This window comes from Nostoc sp. DedQUE07, assembly GCF_034530975.2.
Taxonomy (GTDB): Bacteria; Cyanobacteriota; Cyanobacteriia; order Cyanobacteriales; family Nostocaceae; genus Nostoc.
Map to the genome: position 1 here is coordinate 25,567 of NZ_JAVRCC020000026.1, position 23,593 is coordinate 49,159.

The window sequence follows — 23,593 nt, forward strand, 5'->3', positions numbered from 1 at the left end:
CTTACAACGAGTATTCTACCTAGTTAAAAACATCTAAGATTACACAAATACCATATTTAAATTTGGCTGCTACCTAAACTAAGCAAACTACGGAAACGCCCATTCTGAGAAAATCGTTCTGCTATTATCTGTTGATAAACCGCCTCATAGCCATCAGTCATGTGCTCAACGCTAAAAAGATTTTCGACATGTTGGCGACAGGCATAGCGGTCTAACTCTGTTACCCGATCGATCGCACTGATGCACTCTTGAATATTATTGCAAAGGAAACCCGTCTTACCGTGGGAAATTACCTCTTCAGTAGAACCCAATTTCATCGCAATCACTGGCGTACCGGAAGCCATTGACTCTACCATCACCAATCCAAAGGGTTCCCGCCAAGTGATGGGGAACAGAGTTGCTACTGCACCTCCCATTAGAGCATTTTTTTGCTCGTGGTTGGCTTCACCTAAATACTCAATTTGCTCGCCGTCAATATGTGGTTTGATTTCCTTCTCAAAGTATTCCACATCAACGACATCCACCTTACCCGCCATTTTTAAATGCCAACCAGCAAGTTTTGCAATTTCTATGGCTAAATGCACTCCCTTGTCTGGAGACATCCGACCTAAAAATGCTAGGTAAGGAGGATCTTCTGGTTGGGAGTGAAACTCATAACTGCTAACATCAATCCCGTTGTAAACCGTTGCTATACAGTTCAACCCTAATCTTGGTTCTCGTTGGGAATTGGAAATACTGATATAGGGTTGTTTTTTACCAAAACTAAACATCTTTTCGTTGTCAGGGGTAAAAGTACCGTGCAACGTGTGAACTGTAGGAGTTTTTACTAGATTTGCATAAGACAGTGCCCCATGACCAATATGGGAGTGAATAATATCAAACTCTTCTGCACGTTCATATACCGAAGCTAGATTCAGCATCTCGTAAATGCTGTAATCTTTGATTGTGCGATCGAGTCTGAGAGAGCGGGGATGAACTGAAATTAGTTTTGCCAGACTAATCGAATCTCCCGATGCAAATAAAGTTACTTCGTGTCCGCGCCGGACTAATTCATCAGTCAGTAACCCTACTACTAACTCTATGCCACCATAAGCTGGAGGTGGAACTCTTTCCCACAGTGGAGCTACTTGAGCAATTCGCATCATAAACCTCCTAACAAATAAAACTTGAATTAGAAGTTTTTTCTTTCTGTTGTTGTAGTGCTTTTTATTGATTCACTTTGCATCAGAAAATAACTTCAGATACTAAACTTATTAACAATTATCTTTAAATCTTAAGCTTTTACTTCTATATTTTTCATCTATCCTAGTACGGAAATTACACACTCCTCAAGAGGTAAATACACTCTGAATGATGAAGTTTTGATGATTTTGGGCAATCTTAAATATATATTTTACTGATAACAAAAAATTTTATAAAATCGTCAAAATCTCAGATAAATGCTGATATTATCTGAAAAATCTCTGCATCCCTTGTCGTAAGAATTCAGTCCTTCTGAATTCAGGAGCCAGAATAGCTGAAGAATCAGGAAAAAATTTGACAAGTAAATGTACGCATAAAGGTTAATAGAGACAGCAAACCCTTTGGGTATATAGGATATAGAAAAGTCCCCAGCTTTAGGTTGCTAGGGACTAACTACTTTCGGCTTGTAAACTGATTTACTGATTTAGCAGTCCGATCGCCATCTCAAGGTGCATCTTCGCTTTGTGCAAGTTTAGTAAACTCTCTTGGTTGTATCGGTCAGGATAGCTCATAGCCTTGCGCTCTAAAGTTATCCGAATTAGTGCCGCTTGTTCATCAGTGGGGGAGTTCATCTCATCTACGACTCCTTCGAGGAATTGAATAACACTAAAGCCTGGTGATTTTAAACCTTTTCCTTGCCTTAATTGCGAGAGTGCTATCTGTGGGAATGCCATCAAGGTGACAATCCAACTAGTTTTGTACCCTCCATTCCCGGTAGGCTTTAATCCATAACGCCTACATAAGTCTCTCAACTCAGCAGTAGTTTTGATTTCGAGTTCTGACCTTGTGAACATAAAATAGAATTACCCATTTGTAAAAGTGGTATCGGTGGTGAACTGTTTTGACAGACGCGAACACCACCGATATAAAACTCTATCTATATGTTCACGTATCGTTCAAGCTATATTTACATCTCTCAACAATGCCTAACCCTAAAGGTAATCCAGAAAATTTAAAACCACTTAAGTCTGATAGAGAAGAACCGCTAACACAAAATCTTAATTTTCGTGTCACCGAAAAAATGAAGGAAGAGGTAAAAGCACAAGACGACCCTCCTGAGTTTTGCAGAGAAGCTATTCAGAAAGCACTGGATGAGAAAAAAGGTAAGTAATGAAAAGTTGTTGGAGTTTAGTACAGCAACTTTTCTAAAGTTTATTTTTGTCCTACCTCGCCAAGTGCAGATGTACGCGCAAAATTTCTTGAATTACCTGTTGTACAGCTTCTTTACTCAAGCTGCCATTTACCCGCACAATTCGTGAGGGATGGGATGCTGCTAAATGTGCGTATCCTTGCTGAACGCGCCGATGAAAAGCGATTGTCTCCTGTTCAATGCGGTCTAGTCCGACTCCATCTCCCCGTTTGCGGGACAGTCCGACTTCGACATCGACATCTAACCAAATAGTTAGGTCGCTTTCTAAACCACCAGTGGCAATATTATTAAGCTGATTGATTAAACTCATATTCAGACCGCGACCATATCCTTGGTAGGCAATGGTAGAGTCAGTGTAGCGATCGCATAAAATATATTTCCCAGCTTGCAGTTGCGGTTTAAGTTCTTGTTCAACGTGTTGCGATCGGTCAGCAGCATACAACAAGAGTTCTGTCACTTCTGCAACTGGCTTGTCCTCTGCCTTTTCTAGTAGCAAGCAGCGAAGATGTACACCTAACTCTGTTCCCCCCGGTTCGCGAGTTACCACCACAGAAACACCGAGACTTTCCAACCACTCAGAACAAAGCTGCATTTGGCTTGTTTTGCCACAGCCTTCCACCCCTTCAAATACAATTAATTTCCCACCCATGCTTTTTTGTTCGCTGCTATAAACTGATTCGCTAACGTTTCATCAGATCAAGAATAGCGCGAAGTGTAAAATTAACCTGCGATCGCAGTTTATGATTCAATACACTTCAGATAAAACCAAAACACCTGTAGAGACGGCGATTTATCGCGTCTCGAAAACTACGATTTAGTTTCCTGAAAATTACTGTCACTTAAACGGTACAGTATCTCGCCAGCTTTCGGCACAAGCAATATGCCTTCATCCTCTCGGTTAGCCCATTGAGTGGGTTGAATGGTCGCCGGATCGCGATAGTTTAAGTTATGAGCAGCACAGCGTTCAGCAGAAATGCCGGTAGCTAAAGTCACGCGAATCCGCGCTTGTTCTCCTTTTATCGGATCAAAAGTACCCATCCCTTTTAAGTGAGTACTATGGGCTAGCACTCCAGCAGGATAGTCTTGGAATTTATGCCACTGTTTGAGAAAGTAATCCCGCACATGATAGCCAATTTGGGATAAAATTTCGCCGTGTGTATAGCTAAACTCGCTAATATGAGGCGCATATATAATTACTTCGCCTCCGTCAGCTACTACTGGCTCTAGCTTGTACATTCCTTTAGCCGCAGTCCAAATGTCATCATACATTTGGGGCATGACTGAAAGCACTTGTTTAAAAGGCCGATCTACATATTTAATATGCAGTTTAGCTGATAGTTTTGCAGCAGCTTCCCAAGCTGACTCTGGTTTATCTATATAAAGTCCAGCTAGCTGATTTGTTTTCGGTGCGACCACCATCGCCAAACAAAGCTTTGGGGTAGAAATCAGGTTAGCGGCTCGGTTAATCAAACGCCGGACTGGTGTGATTCCCAGCGTACCAATAATTTCGTAACAAGTAATTAAAGCACCTAACCAGTGTGAGAGATTAATTACTTCTTGACCACCAATACCAGGAAAAAAATATTTATTTCCACCAGAAAAACCGACAACTTCATGGGGAAAAACTGGGCCGCAAATCACGAGCAAATCGAATTCTGTTACCAGCTTATTAATCCGCACGTCAACTGATTGATGTAGCATTCCACTGCTAATTTCTGCTATTTCATCTGCCGAAATTACTCCACAAGAAATAAAAGTATCTGGCTCATTCCACAGATGGTTAAATATGCGAACTTTTTTAAAAGTTGTTTCTCGCTCCTCTGGTGTCACTCCTACCAAGTGATTGATTTGTTCTTCACTCATCGGATTATGTGTACCCAGAGCAATTAAAAAATCCAGAGCCGCTACTCTTTGACTCAACTCCTGATGAAGCAATCGAAACATTTGCGGGATGGGAGCAGTACGGGTACTATCTGGAATTAACACCAAGATGCGCTGTCCATCAAATTTAGGGTTTGCGAAAGCTTGATGAACTAGCTCGGAAACTTGCTCATTTGAAAGTGTCCCATTATTTACAGCCAGTGAATACATGACATTATTAAACTCCACTGTAGATACTAAATCCACCATCTACCGGCACAACTACCCCGTTGATGAAACTAGAACCAGAACTACATAACCAGATTAAGGTGCTGAGTAATTCATCTGGTTTCCCGAAACGTCCGGCGGGAGTATGGTCAATAATTTTTTGTCCGCGTTCGGTCAAACTACCATCAGAATTTAAGAGTAAATCTCGATTTTGTTCGCCAATAAAAAAACCTGGTGCGATCGCATTTACTCGCATTCCATCACCATACTTTTGGGCGAGTTCTACAGCTAGCCAGCGAGTAAAGTTATCTATCCCCGCTTTCGCCGCCGAGTAGCCAACCACCCGACTAATCGCTCGGATGGCAGACATAGAAGAAATATTGACAATGCAACCGTGAGGCTGACTTCTTTCCACCATTGCTTGACCAAAAACCTGACAAGGTAGGAGAGTACCAACTAAATTGAGGCTAACTACTTCCTCAAAAGCTGTATGTGGCATCTCAAAAATATTCCCATCAGCAGTAATTGTGGCAGCCGGAATATTACCACCAGCCATATTTACCAAAATATCTATCTCATCCCAACGCTGTATAATAACATCCCTAGCGATTTCTAATTGGGAGCGATCGCTAACATCTGCCACCACAGCCATACTTTCTCCACCATTAGCAGTAATCTCAGCCACCACCGCCCCCGCCCTAACTTCATTGCGACCCAAAACCACCACTCGCGCTCCAGCCAGAGCCAAACCCTTTGCCATAGCCCCACCAAGCACACCAGAACCACCAGTAACTACTGCCACCCGCTCCTTCAAACTAAAAAGTTTACTTAAAATCAACTCTGACATCACCCATTCCCCCTCTCTGCGTACCTCTGCGCTTCCCTCCGCGCCCCTTTGCGTTTCAATTCCCCTCAAACTTATAAGCAACCTTAGCAAGGTCATAAGCCAAAGCACGAGCCATACCATACCCTTCCTCTTCCTCAACCAATCCCCGTGCGACCAATCCAGCCAACCAATTACAAGCTACCCGCCGCCAAACATTGTGACGAGCCGGAATCGAAACAAAAGCCCGTGTATCATCATTAAATCCAGCAGTATTATAAATTCCCGCAGTTTCCATTACCTGATTGAAATAACGCTCCATACCATTTACGCTGTCGTGAAACCACCAAGGCGGCCCGAGCAATACACTGGGATAATGACCAGCTAACGGAGCCATTTCGCGGCTATAAGTGCTTTCATCCATGCCAAAAATGATTAAATGGAAGCGGCGATCGCTACCGTAAGCTGATAACAATGGGCGTAGATTGTGAGTCCATTCGATTTTTACGGGAATATCAGCACCTTTATCAGCTCCAAATTTCTCAAATAAAGCTGGGTTATGATTACGCATCACACCACAATGCATTTGCATCACTAACCCATCTTCCACACTCATCCGCGCCATTTCCATGAAGATATGACCGGTAAAATGTTCTACATCACCTAAATTCAGCTTACTGGCTAATGCTCTCGCAAAGATAGCTTCAGCTTCTTGGTCAGAAAGGCGTGTGGTATAAGGTGTAGCTGCACCTTGATCGGTAGCTGTCGCACCCATTTTTTTAAAGAAAGCTCGACGTTCTTCTAAAGCTTCTACAAAATTGGCATAAGTATTAATTTCTCTACCAATAGTGCTTTCCAACTTGGAAAGATTTTCGCGCCAACCAGGAGCATCCAGGTTAACTACTGCATCAGGGCGAAAAGTTGGTCTAATTTGAGTAAAACCTTCTTTGTGGAGCGATCGCTGATTCTCTAGGTTATCACTGGCGGCATCGGTAGTACAAAGCACTTCAATGTTAAAGCGTTTGAATAAAGCACGCGGGGAAAACTCCGGTGAGGCTAACAAACCTTCTAGATAATCATAGATACGTCCAGCATTGCAAGAATTTAAAGGTTCATCCACCCCAAAGACGTTAGTTAGTTCCTCTTTCAGCCACAACCCTGACGGAGTACCTTGGAATAGATAAAAATGGTCGGCGAACAATTGCCAGATTTTACGGTGGTCGGTTTCTGCTGGCGAACCATCATTGCTTGGTATCCCCAAAGATTGCAGAGATACGCCTCGACTATAGAGCATCCGCAAAAGGTAGTGGTCAGGGATAATCATTAATTCCGTGGGCGAACCAAAACGGGCTGCGGGATTAGCTAACAAAGCTGGATCTACGTGTCCGTGTGGGCAAACTAGAGGTAACGCAGATATACTGTCAAAAAATTGATGAGCTAATCGTCTTTGAACTGGTTCAGGAGAAAAGCAGCGATCGGGAGATAAACCCAGTTTTTTAGTTAACATAATTTTTGTATAAAATGTTTTAAATTTTAAATTGTTAATAATGCTGCACTGCTACCACGTTTTAATAGAAAAGGAGATAAAACGCGGTTTTCCACAGTTTTTTCTTCTATTAAATCGAGTAACATTTGCATGGCTATGCCACCAATTTCCAACATTGGCTGACTAATTGTGGTCAGCGGCGGCGTAACGTAACCGCCCAAAGCAATACCATCAAATCCAACGAGGCTTAAATTTCGCGGTACTAAAATACCTAATTCTTGGCAAGCTAACAGAGCGCCAACCGCCACCATATCGTTGTAACAAAATATGCCTGTAACTTCCGCAGTCAATAGTTTAGATAGCATATTTTGTCCGGTGTTTACGTCGCTGGTTCTGGTATTATATTCGTCACTAATTGAAACCCAATCAGTATTTTGTGGGATACCAGCTTCTGCAAGGGCCATTTGATATCCTTCTAGGCGCTGCTGGTTCGATCTGCTGCGATCGCCTACACCCAAATAACCAATAGCGGTGTGTCCTAAACTAATTAGATGCTCTGTCGCTAATTTAGCACCTAAGCGATCGTCTATTGCAACTGAATGAAATATTTCTGATTGGTCTTCAGTTTGACTATTAATTAGAACTGTTGGTACAGCAATTTGTGTGAGTTGTTTAGTATGCTGTTTACTAATTCGCGAATCAGCTATTAAAATCCCGTCCACCCTACGGCGATGAAAAGTATCAATAGCTGCCATTTCCTCCTCAAAATCTCGGTGTGAAGCACTCAACAAAACACTCAAACCTGCTGGTTTGGCTATCTTCTCGATTCCCTCTACCACCTCAGCGTAAAAGGGATCTGAAATTGAAGTTACTACTACACCAATAGTATTAGTACGTTTATTTTGCAAGCTTTGAGCAATAGCATTTGGCACATAACTCATCTCCTCTGCCAGTCGCTTAATTTCTTCTCGCACTTTCGGGCTAATGAGAGCATTATCTCGCAAAGCGCGTGAAACTGTAGAATGAGAAACCCCTGCTCTGCGGGCAATATCTTCAATTGAAATTCTTCGTTTATTCATTATTTTATTTTAGGTTTTAAATATTTGCACACGTGTGCATTTGTATGTATTATAGAAAATAATCGTCATTTGTCAAGAGATTTGAATACAACTCACATTTTGCATGGCAAGGAGTTAAAAATCCTCACTCTCACCTCCGTCAATGATTACAACTACAAGTTACAAATTACAAATTCCGAATTAGTTGAACTTTTATTAAGAAAAAAATGATTATTATCGTCATGGGTGTATCTGGTTCGGGAAAAACCACCATCGGAAAATTACTAGCAAACTCCTTAGAATGGGAATTTAGCGACGCTGATACTTTCCACTCGCCAGAAAATGTTGAGAAAATGCGGCGCGGTATCCCTCTGAGTGAAGAGGACAGAATACCTTGGTTACAAGATTTGCAAACAGCCATCAAGCATTGGTTGCAAGAAAATAAAAATGTAGTGCTGGCGTGTTCGGCTTTAAAAAATAGCTATCGGCAATTTTTGGTAGTGGATAGCGATCGCATCAAGTTAGTTTACCTCAAAGGGTCTTACGAGTTGATTCAAATGCGGTTAAAAAAGCGTAGCAATCATTACATGAGTGAAAAACTACTCAATAGTCAGTTTTATACACTTGAAGAACCAGTAGATACTCTATCTATGGATGTTGCACAGCCACCCCAGATAATTGTCCAAAACATTAGAACTGCTTTAGAAATTTAGCTGAGTGGTGACAACCGTAATATTAAGATTAATCACGTATCTAGGAAAACACGAATTTTTGGCAACTAAATCACATCAGATGTAAGTCTAAAAAAATATAAAAGCAAGCAGATAACTGTAATGGTAGGAGAAAAGTAGTGTTTATAAGATTAGCGCAACAGCATCAGGAATTCGTCCAAGACTTGGTAATGAACCTGCAAGCCTTGACAATTATACTTGAGCGGCATGGCTATACTGCGTCTTGTTATACATGCGGCGAGCAAATGAACAGTGCTTCATTTATGGTTAGCCTGAAAGAAAAGCACCTGATTCGGTTTTTAGTGTCTGATTACGGAATTACTTGGATGGAATTGTGGGACGATCGCGAATTAATGAAGTTGGAGGGTGCAGAAGCGATAAACCAGCTACAAGAGTTGGCTAATATTGTCAAGGATTCCACTGTCATACAATTAATAAAATAGTTAACGACTCCCTTGGCTGAGTTCGATAAAAAATTAACAGAGGTTTTGTACGCGTGTGTAAAACAAAAGAGAAGCTTATATATAATCAAAGGCTTGTGTACGCGTATACACAAGCCTTTTCAAAAATCTATCCAACACAAAAATCAGCTATAGAGGCGTAGCAATATGCCGATGCTGGGCGATTGGGTGCTGTGGTACAAGGTTGTCGCTACCCAGAAGGCATCAAAGTCTCTGAGAATTAATTAGCGATCGCATCAGTGCTTTGTCTTAACTCCGATCCAAGGAGATTGGATAAAACACTGGAAGAAATAAATTAACGTGAGTTCGACGAGTGCTATTTTGACCTCTCCCCCAGCCCCTACCAGGAGAGGGGAGCAAAAACCCTCCTTACTTGTTACTCCTCCCTCTCCTAAAAGGAGAGGGAGAGGTCTGTCGAACTCAGGTTGAATTATGCACAGGTATGCAAAGACGAAATGAAACTTAACACCTATTTTTGCACACGTGTGCAAAAATAATAAATAAGTCTAATACAGGTTATGCACACCTGTGCATAATAGAGTGCGAAAGTACAATTTAACAAATACAATATCGACAACTAGGAAGATATGTCTCAAACTCTAAATAATGCCATTGCTCAAGTTCAAAACAATCCCTTACGTTCGCTAGAAGAATGGGAAGAAGACTTACTTAATCGCTATCCCGATCCAGATAACATCGTTAAAGAAGGTAAAACCACCGAAGAGTACAGGAATTACGAAACTACTATTAGATATACGGTAAAAGAGTTTTATCGATTAAATCATATTAATCAAACATATAATTTTGTCCTTCAAAAAGAAAAAGAATTTTTAAAGTTTGATAAAAAAGAAATGTCTGTTTGGGATGCGGTCGAATTTTTGAATCAATTGGTTGATGATTCCGATCCTGATACAGACATGGATCAGTTACAGCATCTATTGCAAACATCAGAAGCGATTCGCGCTGATGGTCATCCTGACTGGATGGTACTTACTGGCTTCTTTCACGATATGGGGAAAGTGCTTTGTCTGTTTGGTGAACCTCAATGGGCTACCGTAGGGGATACTTATCCTGTAGGTTGTGCATTTTCTGATAAAATTGTTTTCTCAGAATTCTTTAAAGAAAATCCTGATTATAATAACCCCGATTACAACACTAAATATGGCATTTACGAGCCTAACTGTGGATTAAGTAATGTACACATATCATGGGGGCATGATGAGTATTTTTATCAGATGATGAAAAACTATTTGCCCGAACCTGCATTGTATATGCTTCGCTATCACTCATTTTATCCTCAACATCGTGAAAATGCCTATGAGCATTTGATGGATAAACACGATCGAGAAATGTTTAGATGGGTACGTTTATTCAATCCCTACGATTTGTATTCCAAAAACCCTATTCCTCCTGATTGGCAGAAATTAAAACCATACTATGAAGATTTGGTGGCTAAATATTTACCGACAATATTAAAGTTTTAAACTGCTAGAAGAATTTGTAATCTTCTATTCTGGGGGGATAAAATAAGAACAAGAATTGATATGCAAACTTTCTTTATCCCTAATCAAGCTTACAAATATCATCTTGTTTACTCTTTTATTGCCTGCATATGAAAGAAGATCAATAACAAATAAATACACTTGTCAAGCTGATGAAAGTTGATTTTAAAAATCTAACTAAAGGATGTTTACATTTTCCAAAATCTCGCACTAACAATCAAAAAGCTCTCTACTCTAATAGTATCTTTTCTGAAAGAGATTGATTGAGAAATGTTAACGTTTTTAACATCAATCCTAATATTGAATAGCCTAACTTATCCAAATACTTTGGAATAAAGACTTTGGGTTCTATCGAGAGATTTAAAACCTTTTATATTTGTAAAGTTCGATAAACAAAAATAGTTTTTGCACTGGATCGGGATAAAATGAAAAAAGTCAAAACAAATAAAGATTTACAACTTTAATAATACTAATTTTTGGAAGTTTCACTTAAAAGCTGTTTTCAGGCTATGCACTACAAAGTCATTTCACCAAAAGAATGTGAGTATTTTAAGTAGTGTAATGTTCGTAATTCTGCTTTAAAAATAACCCATTTTGTTTTGTGAAACTAATAGCAATAACTCCAGCTACTTCCAAATCCAATACCTTTGGAGTTTAAATTACAAAAGCTAGTAGTATCGCTAGGTTAGGTCTAAGTTTTTAAGACTTAGTTTATCTTGCGATCGCCTTTCTCAAATTTAAATCAGTTGTTAGAAATAGATGAATATGAAAAGAATTTCGCTCATAGCTGGTATATTAAGTTTTGCGGTTGTTGGTTGCACAAATGGCGCTCATAATGACAACACTGCTACTAATACTACTAACAAGGCTACTAATATAAGTGCAGAGAGTCTTAGTACTTCAAATAGAAAATTGCAAACAATCGGTGTAGCTTTGGGTGATTTAGGCAATCCTTTCTATAATGCTGTGCAGAAGGGGGCCGAAACAGAAGCCCAAAAAATCGGAGGGAATATCAGAGTTAATGCAGTTTCCAGTGCCTTTGACCTAAATCAACAAACCAATCAAATCGAAAATTTTACGGCTGCAAATACTGACCTAATTATCCTCAGCGCTGTTGATAAAAAAGGAGTTAAACCAGTTATTGACCAAGCAAGGCTTGCAGGTAGGGTTGTGATTGCATTAGATTCAGCCGTTGATGCAGATGTGGATGCGATGATTAGTTCCAACAATACCCAAGCTGGTGAAGTTGCTTGCCAATATATTGCCGATCGCCTCAAAGGTCAAGGTAGTGTAGTCATCCTCAACGGTACTCCGATGGACTCAATCAATCAGCGAGTGAGCGGCTGTGAGAAATCATTGTCTAAATATCCGAATATTAAACTCATTTCTAAAGAGCAAAACGCTGAAGGGACAAGGGATGGAGGACTGAGAGTCATGAGCGATTTGCTGACAACCTTTCCGAAAATTGATGCCGTTTTTGCTACGAACGATCAAAGCGGTGTTGGTGCAGATTTAGCAGCTAGACAAGCAAGACGCAATGAATTTTTTATTGTTGGGGTTGACGGATCGCCAGATGCAACCAAAGCAATGGAAGATAAGGATGGTGTATTTGCTGCAACTGCGGCTCAAAATCCCGCAGGGATGGCTGAAAAAGCGGTTCAGATTGGCAACGATATCATTCAGGGTAAAAAACCTGAGTCATCTGAGATTCTGATTCCAGTCAAGTTGGTTACTAGAGAGAACCTCAGCAGCTATCAAGGCTGGTAATTTGTAATGACGCTCTCTACGAGACGCTAAAAGCGAACGAAGACTCGCTAACGCTACACTAACGTAATTCGTAATTACAAAACACACAAAAGGCTTGATACAGGAAGATTAGAACATTTTACCCTGTTTTTTAATACGTCGTTTTAAAATTTGTGTAAGTCAGAATGACTTGTAGGAGATATATGAATGTGAAAAAGATTGCGTTCACTTCTGGTGTTACGCGAAGCGTAATCGCAGCTAGCTTATTAAGTATCATCAGTGGCAGTCTTATCAGCTGTACAAATGCTTCTCCCGATGACAACACAGCTACTAACACTGATACTCAACCTGCTACGAATATTAGTGCAGAAACTAAAACCGCCACTGGGAATAGAAAGTTGCGATCGGTTGCCTTCACTGTTGGCGATCTGAGTAACCCTTTCTTCGTCGTTATGGGACAAGCAGTTGAGGCAGAAGCGAAGAGAATTGGCGGAAAAGATGTCAATGTTATTATAGCTTCCAGTGCTTATGACCTGAATCAACAAGCCAACCAAATTGAAAATTTTACTGCTGCAAATACTGATGTTATTGTTTTAAATGCTGCTGATAAAAGTGGAATTAGACCAATAGTTGAAAGAGCAAAAAAAGCAGGTGAAATTGTTATTGCCGTAGACACAGGTGCAGAGGGAGGTGTGGATGCCACCATCACAACTAATAATGTCCAAGCTGGAGAAGTTAGTTGCAAATATATTGCCGATCGCCTCAAGGGTAAAGGCAATGTAGTAATAGTTAATGGGCCGCCAGTGGACTCAGTAATTCAGCGAGTTAGTGGCTGCGAAAATGTATTATCCAAATATCCCAATATCAAAATCCTCTCTAAAAACCAGAATGCAGATGGTAGCCGGGATGGAGGACTGAGAGTTATGACTGATTTGCTCACAACCTTTCCGAAGATTGATGCTGTTTTTGCCATTAACGATCCGAGTGGACTTGGCGCAGAACTAGCAGCAAAGCAAGCACAACGTAAAGATTTCTTTATTGTAGGAGTTGATGGTGCGCCAGAAGCAATAACTGCGATCGCCAATAAAGATGGTTTATATGCAGCAACTGCTACTCAAAATCCACGAGGGATGGCCCAAAAAGCAGTTCAGGTTGGGAATGACATTTTAAATGGTAAGAAACCTGCTAATCCAACCATTCTGATTCCAGTTAAGTTGATCGCAAAAGATAACGTCAGCACAGAAAAAGGCTGGGAGTAATAAAAATTATGAATTTGCAATTGAAAATTATGTCTTTTGATATAACTCCTTTGGCGCATTTGTAAAGTTTTTGCACATACCTAGAATGTCCGACAGTTTTCATTTAAATTAATACCAAACCTCATTTCTATTTCTTGGCTTTTGTTTAATAGAAAGATGGATTTATAAAGAGGTTAAAACTCTGCTGCACCGAATTGATAACCGCTATGTATGTGCATCAGTGGAAAGTTTGAGTGTCTATATATAGTACTTGAACTTTCCCAACAATCTCTCTGAAATAACGTTAATAACAAAGGATGAAAATATCTCTTTCCCACTCATAGTCAGCTTTTAAAACATGATTTTGCGATCGATAAAATATGAATTTATTCATTTCTAATTCAGATTCGCGAATTTTAAATAGTTTTTACAGGTTTTGCTGATGACAACCAATATTGAAACTTCACGTTCTGATACACCAACTAGCACCCCAGTGTTAGAAATGCAAGGGATTACAAAACGATTTCATGGTGTATCTGCGCTCCAAAATGTTAATCTGACGATTTACCCAGGAGAAGTTCACGCCCTCATGGGTGAAAACGGAGCAGGCAAAAGCACATTGATGAAAATCCTGGCAGGGGCTTACATTGCCGATGAAGGAGAAATTCGCATCAATGGTCAACCCTTGAAAATTACCGACCCGGCGACAGCACGCAAAGCGGGTATTAATCTCATTTATCAAGAATTGAATGTTGCACCGAATTTAACCGTTACCGAAAATATGTTTATGGGTAGCGAGTTGCGGCGAGGTCAGCTTTTAGACCGCCAAGCGATGCAACTAGAAGCAGAGGAAGTGCTGGACAGCCTGGGAGCCAATTTTACCGCCCAGACAATAGTTGGTACTTTGTCCATCGCCGAACAGCAGCAAGTGGAAATTGCTAGGGCGCTGAAGGATAAAAGCCGCGTTTTGGTGATGGATGAACCAACAGCAGCATTGTCTGACCGCGAGAGCGACCATTTATTTGAGGTAATTCGCAAACTGCGGCGTGATGGTATTGCGATTATTTACATCAGCCATCGCATGGAAGAAATCTATGCCTTAGCTGACCGGATTAGCGTGTTGCGTGATGGTCAATATATTGGCAGTCTCACACGCAGCGAAATTTCTCCCCAGCGATTAGTGCAGATGATGGTTGGTCGCTCCATGCAAGACTTTTACGAACATCAACGGCAAATGAATCCTGGGCCGGTGGTACTGTCAGTCAGAAATATGAGCGACGCCCGCAAGAAGATTGAGCCGGCTAGTTTTGAACTTCATGCTGGAGAAATTCTGGGTTTAGCAGGGCTGGTAGGTGCCGGACGCACAGAACTATCCCGGCTGATTTTTGGTGCAGACCGTAAAGCTAGTGGCGAAGTATTTTTGAATGGCAAAAAACTGGAAATTAATACGCCCAGTGATGCCATTGCAGCCGGAATTGGCTACGTTCCAGAAGACCGCAAAGACCAAGGTTTATTTTTGGAGATGAGCGCCCGCAAGAATATTGCTATCAACACACTCAAGCAGGATGCAAAGGGTGGAATTGTTAACTGGCCTTCAGTAAATCGCCTGTCAACAGATGCGGTGGAAAACTTTAATATCCGCCTAGCCAATTTGGAAATTAGAGCATTGGATCTTTCTGGTGGTAATCAGCAGAAACTACTGCTAGCGCGTTGGTTAGCCATTAAACCGAGAGTATTAATGTTAGATGAGCCAACACGGGGCGTAGATATCGGTGCCAAAAGCGAAATTTACCGAATTATGAGCGAATTGGCAGCGCAAGGTGTTGCTATTTTAATGGTTTCCAGCGAACTAGCGGAGATTGTCGGCATGAGCGATCGCGTCTTAGTGATGCGAGAAGGACAGCTGGTAGGTGAGCTGGATGGCAGTCTTGGCAAAGAAATCACCCAAGAAAAGATTATGCACTACGCAACTGGAGCATCGGAGGTATCAGCATTATGAGTCAGACAGTCAGACCGCCTATCAATAAATCAGCCAACAATCCCGCAGCTCGCAACCGGAAATCAATCAGCACCCTGTTGGAAGTTGCGGGTATTTTGCCAATCTTAGTAATTATCTGCATCTTATTTACATTCCTTTCTCCCAACTTCCTCACCGGTGCTAACATCGTCAATATCTTGCGTCAGGCATCAATCAATATTGTGCTAGCGACAGGAATGACCTTTGTAATTCTCACTGGCGGTATCGATCTTTCAGTTGGGTCAATCTTAGCTGTTTCTGCGGTAGTTGCATTACTGGTATCGCTACTACCGGCTTTAAGTTGGGCGGCTGTACCTGCTGCCTTACTTGCAGGATTGCTGTTAGGCTTACTCAACGGTGCGCTCATTACCTTCTTGGATGTGCCACCTTTTATTGTGACGCTGGGTTCACTTACAGCCTTGCGGGGTGTTGCCTTCTTGATTGCCAAAGGTACAACCCTGATTAACCCTGACATAAATTTTGCTTGGGTGGGTAATACATATATCGGCCCCATTCCTTGGCTAGTGATAATTGCGCTACTGACTGTGATAGCTAGCTGGTTTATCCTGCGGCAAACTGTTTTAGGAGTGCAGATATATGCTGTGGGTGGTAACGAACGGGCAGCCAGATTAACAGGGATTAAAGTTAATCGGGTGTTGCTATTCGTCTATGGTATTAGCGGATTACTGGCAGGTTTAGCAGGAATCATGAGCGCCAGCCGTCTTTATAGTGCCAGTGGCGTAATAGGTCAGGGTTATGAATTAGATGCGATCGCAGCTGTTATTCTAGGTGGAACCAGCTTTACAGGCGGTATTGGCACCATTGGCGGCACTCTTCTCGGTGCATTGATTATTGCGATTCTCAACAACGGTTTAACCTTGTTGAACCTATCTTACTTCTGGCAACTAGTCGTCAAAGGACTAGTAATTATTTTGGCAGTAACTATCGATCGGTTACGCAGACGTTCTAGACGGTAAACAAGCAAGGGAGCAGGGGGCAGGGAGCAGAGGGGAAAGAACTAATTCCTAATTCCCAATTCCCAATGCCCAATGCCCAATGCCCCATCCCCAATAATAAATATATAAACTATGACTTCCACTACTGTTCGTCGTAAAGCCAGCACGTTTTATGTAATTTTGATTGCTGGTGCCGCTGCCCTCGGCGGGTTTTTATTCGGTTTTGATACTGCTGTAATCAACGGTGCGGTTTTATCTTTAGCAAAAGCTTTTAATACCAGTAGTTGGGTGACAGGGCTGGCAGTATCCCTAGCGTTGCTGGGGTCTGCCATCGGAGCCTTCTTTGCCGGACAGATTGCAGACCGTTATGGTCGAGTCAACGCAATGGTGGTTGCTTCGGCATTGTTTACTATCAGTGCCATTGGCTCTGGGATTGCCTTCACAATCTGGGATTTTATTTTTTGGCGAGTATTGGGTGGGATTGGCATCGGCGTTGCTAGCGTCATCGCGCCAGCTTACATTGCCGAATGTTCTCCTACTCATTTGCGGGGAAGGTTAGGATCTCTGCAACAATTAGCGATCGTAGTGGGAATTTTCATTGCCTTATTGAGCGATTACTTTATCGCTACGTCAGCAGGTTCAGCAGACTCGCCGTTTTTGTTTGGGGTTGCAGCTTGGCGCTGGATGTTTTGGACAGCAGTCCCACCAGCAGTATTCTACGGGATGGTAGCTTTAACAATTCCTGAATCTCCTCGTTATTTGGTTGCCAAAGGACGAGAATCAGAAGCTGTTAACGTTCTGACCAAGATTTTAGGGGGTGACGTACTGCCAAAAATCGAAGAAATTCGGCAGACAGTGCTTCGCGAACGCCAACCCAGGTTTTCTGACCTCTTAAGCAGAAGTGGCGGACTCTTGCCAATTGTTTGGATAGGAATAGGCTTATCTGTATTACAGCAATTTGTTGGGATTAATGTAATCTTCTACTACAGCAGCGTTTTGTGGCGTGCTGTCGGCTTTTCCGAAAAAGATTCCCTATCAATCACGGTGATTACAGGAGCCGTCAACATTATTACAACACTGATTGCGATCGCCTTCGTAGATAAATTTGGTCGCAAGCCCTTACTGATAATAGGGTCGATTGGCATGACCTTGACATTGGGGACGATGGCTTATCTTTTTGGCCATGCTCCCCTCGATGCTGCTGGGAACCCCAATCTTACCGGCAGCGCCGGGACTATAGCTCTGGTCGCAGCCAACCTCTATGTATTTTGCTTCGGTTTCTCTTGGGGGCCAGTGGTTTGGGTGCTGTTGGGAGAAATGTTTAATAACAAAATTCGAGCCGCCGCACTTTCGATTGCTGCTGCTATGCAATGGGTTGCCAATTTCCTCATTTCCACAACATTTCCTCCTATACTGCAATATTTCGGTCTAGGTTCTGCCTATGGACTCTATACAATTGCAGCTGCTACCTCATTCTTTTTCATTCTCTTTTTTATTAAAGAAACCAAAGGAATTGAGTTAGAAGACATGTAATTAGCATCCATTTAGTACCTCTGTGCGTAATTCATAATTTGTATCTCTGTATCCTCTGTGTTTGTGAGGTTGCATGGTTAAAGGAGTTTGTAGTCAGCACTTTAGTGCTTAGATTAGGGCTAGAGTCACTCACTACGAACTTCTCAAAATTAATGTAGTGGAGTACTAGATGGAACATTCACAACTGATGAGGACAACGTAATTGAATAATATGTAGTAGAAGTTTCCAGCCCGGGAGCAGGAACATTAAACAATTTAGGAATTCAGGGCCGCACTTAATAGACCAAGCTTTGCATTTATTTGGAATGCCTGATGCTATTTTTGCAGACATCCGCATCACAGGCTGCGATCGCAAGTAGATGATTGTTTTGAGTTGATACTATACTACGACAAACTGCGCGTCAAATTAAAAGCAAGTGTCCTTGTGCGTGAGCCTGCGCCTGCCTACATCATACATAGCACTCATGGTTCTTTTCTTAAAAGCAGAGCCAGAAAGTGAATATGGCTTGCTGCATACAGAAAAAGACACAAAAATAATTCGAGAAAAAGTCAAAAGTTTACAAGGGAGCTATTTAGGTTATTACGATGCAGTCTATAAATCTATTGTTAGTAATCAGCCAATTGCTGTTACCACCGAAAACGGAATTAATCTAATGAAAATTATAGCAGCAGCTATTAAAAGCAGCAATGAGCAAAAAGTCATAACGTTGCTTGAAGTGAGCTAAAACTCCAACTTAAAATATGTAATTTTAATGTTGATTAGCTCATACTTTGATTCAAGGGTAATTTCTTTCGTTACAAGCTCATAATTCAACCATTTTCAATTAATAAATCAATGCTAAAAACTATTTTTCCTAGCTTTTTTATTTTATTTTTGGCAATTCCAGCAGTTTGGGCAGCACCTCCAGAAGACGATCCGAATGCAGCAGATGCTAATCGGACTTTGCAGGGACAAGTCACTTCTGTTTCCCAGTTTTCTGATGTACAACCAACCGATTGGGCGTTTGGTGCATTGCAATCGCTAGTGGAACGCTACGGTTGTATTGCAGGTTATCCCAATTCCACCTATCGCGGCAACCGTGTCTTAACCCGTTATGAGTTTGCCGCAGGTTTAAATGCTTGTTTGGATCGGATTAATGAGTTAATTGCTACAGCTACTAGCGATTTAGTTAATAAGCAAGATTTGGCAGTGCTGCAAAAGTTGCAGCAAGACTTTGCCGCAGAACTAACAACTCTGCGCGGACGAGTAGATACCGTAGAGGCACATACAACAACATTGGAGGCGCAGCAGTTTTCTACTACTACTAGGTTGAATGCTCAAATTATCACCGCCGTTAGTGATACCTTTGGCGATCGAGTCGGTGGCGAAGATGATGAATCGCGCATCTACTTTGCAAATCGGGGTCGTCTCAACTTTGAAAGCAGTTTCACTGGCAAAGATTTATTGCGAGTCCGGCTAGAATTTGGTAACTTTGCGTCCAATGTTGGCAGTCAAATTGCCGCAGCCACAGGCACAGGGATGACACGTCTGAACTTCGATTATGACAGCAACGAGACACTTTATGTCCCCCACATCCGTTATTACTTCCCAGTCAGTGATTCCCTTAACTTCGTTGTTGGGCCTGTAGGCATTGGTTACACCGACATTTCCACCACCGTCACTCCCCCCACAATTGCTGACGACGGCAATGGAGTTCCCTCACTTTTTGGATCGTACAGTCCCTTATTCCGGCGAGGTGGCGGCGGTGCAGCCGCTAACTGGAACATTACCAAAGACTTGGTTCTCACCTTGGGCTATTTAGCAGGCAGTTCTAATGTGCCATCGCCTAGCAACGGGTTATTTGATGGCAGCTACAACGCCTTAGCGCACTTAGCCTATTATGGTAAGCAAGGAGCGATCGGTGTTGCCTACTCTCATGGCTATAGCCCTGCTGGAGTAATCGAACTCTCAGCTGGGACGGGTAGCGTCTTGTCAAACGCTCCCTTTGGCAACAACATTGCTACTTCCAACGATATTGTCGGCACACAGGGATACTATCGCTTCTCCCCGAATTTTCAAGTCCACGCTTGGGGTGGATATATTTGGGCAAATGCCGAGAGTTCTGGTTTGAGTGATATTTCCAATGGTAGGGGTGGAACAGATTCTCTATTTGTGAACAATGGTGCCAATGCCAATGCCTGGTTTGGGGCGATTGGTGTGTCGTTTCCCGATGTGGGTGGTAGAGGCAATCTCCCAGGAATTCTCTTTGGTATACCACCCCATGTCTCTAACAGTGATGTCCGTCAAGACCGAGACAACGCTTACCATATCGAAGCATTTTATCGTTATCGACTAAATGACAACATCTCAGTGACTCCTGGTTTTTGGGTGATTCTCAACCCAGAAAACGACAGCAGAAATGATACGCAGTATGTGGGTGTGCTTCGCACAAGCTTCGATTTTTAACTGAATGTCAATGGTTTGCTTGCTTGACAGGGTGCTGAGTATTCAGCACTCTTTAGGGACTTCCAGTGAAAAAACAAAAATTATTCTTCTGTAACTACCAAATTCCATAGCGCATCAATTCCACTGCCTACATATTCTGAATCCTGGTGTTGTGAAATCCATTCGGCGACAGTAGCAGTAACATTGCTGGAGTTTTTGCCCAACTTGCCCAATGCTTCAGCAGTAAAGTAACGCACAATCTGACTCTCATCTTTGAGTAAACTCAGCAGTGCTTCAACTACCTGTGGCGAGGCGTTGCCCAAATTTCCCAATGCTAAAGCAGCAGAGTTACGCACATTCCAACTATCATCTTTGAGTAAACCCAGCAGTGCTTCAACTACCTGTGGCGAGGCGTTGCCCAACTTGCCCAATGGTTCAGCAGCAGAGTTACGCACATTCCAACTATCATCTTTGAGTAAACCCAGCAGTGCTTCAACTACCTACATTCCAACTATCATCTTTGAGTAAACCCAGCAGTGCTTCAACTACCTGTGGCGAGGCGTTGCCCAACTTGCCCAATGCTTCAGCAGCAAAGTGACGCACATTCTGACTCTCATCTTTGAGTAAACCCAGCAGTTCTGCCAATACTTTCTGTTGTTCACCTAAAGCTACCCGATATTCTCGCAGTCGCTCTTTATATATCAAATCTTCTGCTGATGCTTTCAACAGTTGTAGTGCTTGAGCTTGAAACTGGGTTTCATTTAAATTGCAAAAAATTTGAAATACTTGTAATTTAACTTTCGCACCTACTAAGCGAGAATTACTAACTTCAAGCTCAACTAATCGCTGCAAAATATCTGCGATCAAATTGCCATCAGATAATTTTAAATCTTCTGTTAAACAAGTACCTGCAAAGAAAAGATTGCGGTGCAGCCATTCTTCATAAGGAGTCTCTTGTTGCAAAATTGCTTCAATAATTTTTTTCGAGTTATTTTGATTTTGTTGAGCTATTAACAGCAACAACACCTCTCGCCAGTGGGAATTGTGTAGATAATCTCGAATGTGATTTAGTACTTCGTTAAAGTCTCCTGATTGGCGATCGCGTATTTCTTCAGCCGTTAAATATTCCTGAAATGTCTTATGCACAAAGGCATATCTATCTTGACCTTGTTCGTTTAATAAACCACAGCGTTCTGTAATATGGTCAACTAAGCGTTCTGCTTCGGCTTCAGCTTGATGTTTCTGAACTTGATAATTACATTCACGAATATATTGACTTAATTGCGTAATTAACTCATCTCTCTCAATCAGCGTACCACCTTCTTTATCCCCACTTTCACCTTGAGAGTGAATCCAGTAAGCGAGGTGTCGCATCAATATTTTGATATCGTCCAATTGAATATAATTCAGCTTCCAAGACTCAATATCCTTGTTTACATCCCAGTTAATCAATAGCGTATCAACTGCCTGTTCATAGAGTTTATGTCGCTGTCTGGGCAAATGTGCGTCATAGCGATGAATCAAAGCAATAATTGTCAGCAATAAAGGATTGCGTGCTAATAATTTAATACGTTCTTGTGCTGCTAATGCTTTTTTTAAGCTTTCTTGACGCTCTTGTGCTTCTTTCAAATTGTTTGGCAGTCTGCTGTTATACCATTGCTGAATAAATAAATCAATTTGACTATCATCAAACTTTTCTAGATGATAATGAGGAAATTCATCTGTACCAAAAAACTCTCGACTATAACCTGCTGGACGCGAAGTTATAATTGCCCGATTTTGAGAATATTGTCCGAGAAAGCTGTGAATTATCTTTACGAATTCATAGCGATCGCTTGGTTTAGCAATTTCATCTAAGCCATCAAGTAAAATTAACGCTCTGCCATCTTCTAACCAATGTTCAAAGAAACCTTTGGGCAATTCTTTAACATGAATACTATTGGCAAAATTGCGTACATATTCTAAAAGATTTTTCGTTGAAGCTTTGCCTAAGTCTCTAATTCTAATCAAAATAGGCAGTAACTCTAAGTCTACTGATAAACCGAGTTTTTCAGTCTTCTGTTGAGCCAGCATCACAGCAAAGTAACTCATCAAAGTTGTTTTACCAATTCCTGGTTCTCCCAACACAACAAATTTATTGCGTATGCTTTGTTTCAGCAGTTCTTGGGCTGAGAATTTCTTGCTACTACTTTGTTGTTTCCAAAGTAAATTTTGCTGGCGTTGCTGGTTAGCTGTCTCTTCCAAAGCCAAATCTAGATTCAATTTTAAACCTATGCTTTCTCTAACTTCCACCTGTTCAACTACATTAGGCATCACAAAAATTTGTGGTAGTTTAGCAAATTTTTCTTCTTCTTTTGTTTTTACCTTTATTCCGACAAATTCAACACCATCAAAATAGCCTAACAGTTGTTTGAGATAATCTGATTTAGCAATTTGAAACTTTAAATATGTATTGGTGTGTTCAAAATAAGCATCTGCAAACTTTTTCAGCCAATGTTCAATACTTTCATCGCGAAACTCTAAGTTTGGCTTTTCTGATTTAATTTTGTGGAATATTTTAATTAAAACTTGTAGATTTGGGGTTGTTTTCTCAGTAAAAGGCTTCTGTAATTCTTCTTGAACCCCTGTATCTTTGAAAAAACCCTCTACAAGTTCTCTCGCATCCTTTGGCGTACAGCGAAAAAATAAATGCTTATAATAATCTTGATTAGAATCCCACTTTTCGGCGGATTGTACGCCTGCTTTCAAAGCTTTTTCTAAGTCTGTAGGATTTAATGCACTATTGATTTTCTTAACAATTTCTGGAAATACTGCTTTTCCTACTGAGCCAGCAATAGTTAATAACTCTGCACTCATATTGCTTGGTATATATAGTTTATATACATACTACACGCTTATTAGCTTTGTCAGTCGCTGCGCGAATTTTACAACCGATTCAAGGACGGGATAATCCTGATTACCTGCAACCGTTGCTTTTTCCCATGAACAACAGCAATGAACTTATCCTACTCTTCTAAAAATCCCTAATTCTTCTTGTAAAATGTGCCTGAAAGCTTTGATTTTTCCCATGAACAACAGCAATGAACTTATCCTACTCTTCTAAAAATCCCTAATTCTTCTTGTAAAATGTGCCTGAA

Annotated in this window: 20 protein-coding genes; 11 read left to right on the forward strand and 9 right to left on the reverse strand. The window is 41.4% G+C overall.

All coding sequences use genetic code 11. From position 1 onward, the window contains the following. Positions 1–56: 56 nt before the first annotated feature. The gene (locus RMZ95_RS19785) at positions 57–1,142 is read right to left on the reverse strand and encodes a glycosyltransferase family 4 protein (protein ID WP_322685564.1); all 1,086 of its coding nucleotides are present in this window, start codon (positions 1,140–1,142) and stop codon (positions 57–59) included. Positions 1,143–1,658: 516 nt separating this feature from the next. Then, positions 1,659–2,036 (reverse strand): hypothetical protein, encoded by a 378-nt coding sequence (locus tag RMZ95_RS19790; RefSeq protein ID WP_322671900.1) that lies wholly within the window; start codon positions 2,034–2,036, stop codon positions 1,659–1,661. A gap of 128 nt (positions 2,037–2,164) precedes the next feature. Here RMZ95_RS19790 and RMZ95_RS19795 point away from each other — a divergent pair, with 128 nt between their 5' ends. Further along, on the forward strand, positions 2,165–2,353 hold the full coding sequence (locus RMZ95_RS19795; protein WP_094353117.1) for a hypothetical protein: 189 nt from the start codon (positions 2,165–2,167) through the stop codon (positions 2,351–2,353). 52 nt (positions 2,354–2,405) lie between these two features. On the opposite strand, the gene tmk is transcribed toward RMZ95_RS19795, so the two are convergent. The 5 genes from tmk to RMZ95_RS19820 form a co-directional block, all read right to left on the reverse strand. Further along, entirely contained in the window at positions 2,406–3,041 is a 636-nt protein-coding gene (gene tmk, locus RMZ95_RS19800) for a dTMP kinase (protein ID WP_322685517.1), read from the reverse strand. Between the two features lie 158 nt (positions 3,042–3,199). Continuing rightward, on the reverse strand, positions 3,200–4,522 hold the full coding sequence (locus RMZ95_RS19805; protein WP_322685518.1) for a lactate racemase domain-containing protein: 1,323 nt from the start codon (positions 4,520–4,522) through the stop codon (positions 3,200–3,202). After that, positions 4,491–5,327: an SDR family oxidoreductase gene (locus tag RMZ95_RS19810; protein WP_322685519.1), complete on the reverse strand. Its 837-nt coding sequence runs from the start codon at positions 5,325–5,327 to the stop codon at positions 4,491–4,493. Before RMZ95_RS19810 ends, RMZ95_RS19805 begins: the two co-directional genes overlap by 32 nt. 55 nt (positions 5,328–5,382) lie before the next feature. Beyond that, a complete protein-coding gene (gene uxaC, locus RMZ95_RS19815) occupies positions 5,383–6,810 on the reverse strand; it encodes a glucuronate isomerase (RefSeq protein ID WP_322685520.1) in 1,428 nt (475 codons plus the stop codon). Positions 6,811–6,836: 26 nt separating this feature from the next. Further along, positions 6,837–7,868, reverse strand: coding sequence for a LacI family DNA-binding transcriptional regulator (locus RMZ95_RS19820; protein WP_322685521.1), 1,032 nt, complete (start codon positions 7,866–7,868; stop codon positions 6,837–6,839). Between the two features lie 206 nt (positions 7,869–8,074). Between RMZ95_RS19820 and RMZ95_RS19825 the strand changes: the two genes are divergently transcribed. The 10 genes from RMZ95_RS19825 (at position 8,075) to RMZ95_RS19870 (ending at position 20,477) form a co-directional block, all read left to right on the forward strand. Continuing rightward, positions 8,075–8,560, forward strand: coding sequence for a gluconokinase (locus tag RMZ95_RS19825; RefSeq protein WP_322685522.1), 486 nt, complete (start codon positions 8,075–8,077; stop codon positions 8,558–8,560). A gap of 137 nt (positions 8,561–8,697) precedes the next feature. Further along, positions 8,698–9,021: a DUF1815 family protein gene (locus RMZ95_RS19830; protein WP_322671908.1), complete on the forward strand. Its 324-nt coding sequence runs from the start codon at positions 8,698–8,700 to the stop codon at positions 9,019–9,021. Positions 9,022–9,626: 605 nt separating this feature from the next. Continuing rightward, the gene (locus tag RMZ95_RS19835) at positions 9,627–10,523 is read left to right on the forward strand and encodes an inositol oxygenase family protein (RefSeq protein WP_322685523.1); all 897 of its coding nucleotides are present in this window, start codon (positions 9,627–9,629) and stop codon (positions 10,521–10,523) included. 783 nt (positions 10,524–11,306) lie between these two features. Continuing rightward, the gene (locus RMZ95_RS19840; protein ID WP_322685524.1) at positions 11,307–12,308 is read left to right on the forward strand and encodes an ABC transporter substrate-binding protein; all 1,002 of its coding nucleotides are present in this window, start codon (positions 11,307–11,309) and stop codon (positions 12,306–12,308) included. A gap of 182 nt (positions 12,309–12,490) precedes the next feature. After that, a complete protein-coding gene (locus RMZ95_RS19845) occupies positions 12,491–13,546 on the forward strand; it encodes an ABC transporter substrate-binding protein (RefSeq protein WP_322685525.1) in 1,056 nt (351 codons plus the stop codon). Between the two features lie 421 nt (positions 13,547–13,967). After that, a complete protein-coding gene (locus RMZ95_RS19850) occupies positions 13,968–15,524 on the forward strand; it encodes a sugar ABC transporter ATP-binding protein (RefSeq protein WP_322671912.1) in 1,557 nt (518 codons plus the stop codon). Continuing rightward, complete coding sequence (locus RMZ95_RS19855; RefSeq protein ID WP_322671913.1) at positions 15,521–16,519, forward strand: ABC transporter permease subunit; 999 nt, start codon at positions 15,521–15,523, stop codon at positions 16,517–16,519. Before RMZ95_RS19850 ends, RMZ95_RS19855 begins: the two co-directional genes overlap by 4 nt. 111 nt (positions 16,520–16,630) lie before the next feature. Then, a complete protein-coding gene (locus tag RMZ95_RS19860) occupies positions 16,631–18,031 on the forward strand; it encodes a sugar porter family MFS transporter (protein WP_322685526.1) in 1,401 nt (466 codons plus the stop codon). Positions 18,032–18,459: 428 nt separating this feature from the next. After that, positions 18,460–18,756, forward strand: a complete 297-nt coding sequence (locus RMZ95_RS19865) for a Gfo/Idh/MocA family oxidoreductase (RefSeq protein ID WP_322685527.1) — start codon at positions 18,460–18,462, stop codon at positions 18,754–18,756. A gap of 110 nt (positions 18,757–18,866) precedes the next feature. Next, the gene (locus RMZ95_RS19870) at positions 18,867–20,477 is read left to right on the forward strand and encodes an iron uptake porin (RefSeq protein WP_322685528.1); all 1,611 of its coding nucleotides are present in this window, start codon (positions 18,867–18,869) and stop codon (positions 20,475–20,477) included. A gap of 80 nt (positions 20,478–20,557) precedes the next feature. Here the strand turns inward: RMZ95_RS19870 and RMZ95_RS19875 are convergent, their stop codons facing one another. Both RMZ95_RS19875 and RMZ95_RS19880 read right to left on the reverse strand, forming a co-directional pair. Beyond that, entirely contained in the window at positions 20,558–20,911 is a 354-nt protein-coding gene (locus tag RMZ95_RS19875; protein WP_322685529.1) for a HEAT repeat domain-containing protein, read from the reverse strand. A gap of 37 nt (positions 20,912–20,948) precedes the next feature. Beyond that, positions 20,949–23,312: an NACHT domain-containing protein gene (locus RMZ95_RS19880; RefSeq protein WP_322685530.1), complete on the reverse strand. Its 2,364-nt coding sequence runs from the start codon at positions 23,310–23,312 to the stop codon at positions 20,949–20,951. Positions 23,313–23,593 lie beyond the last annotated feature (281 nt).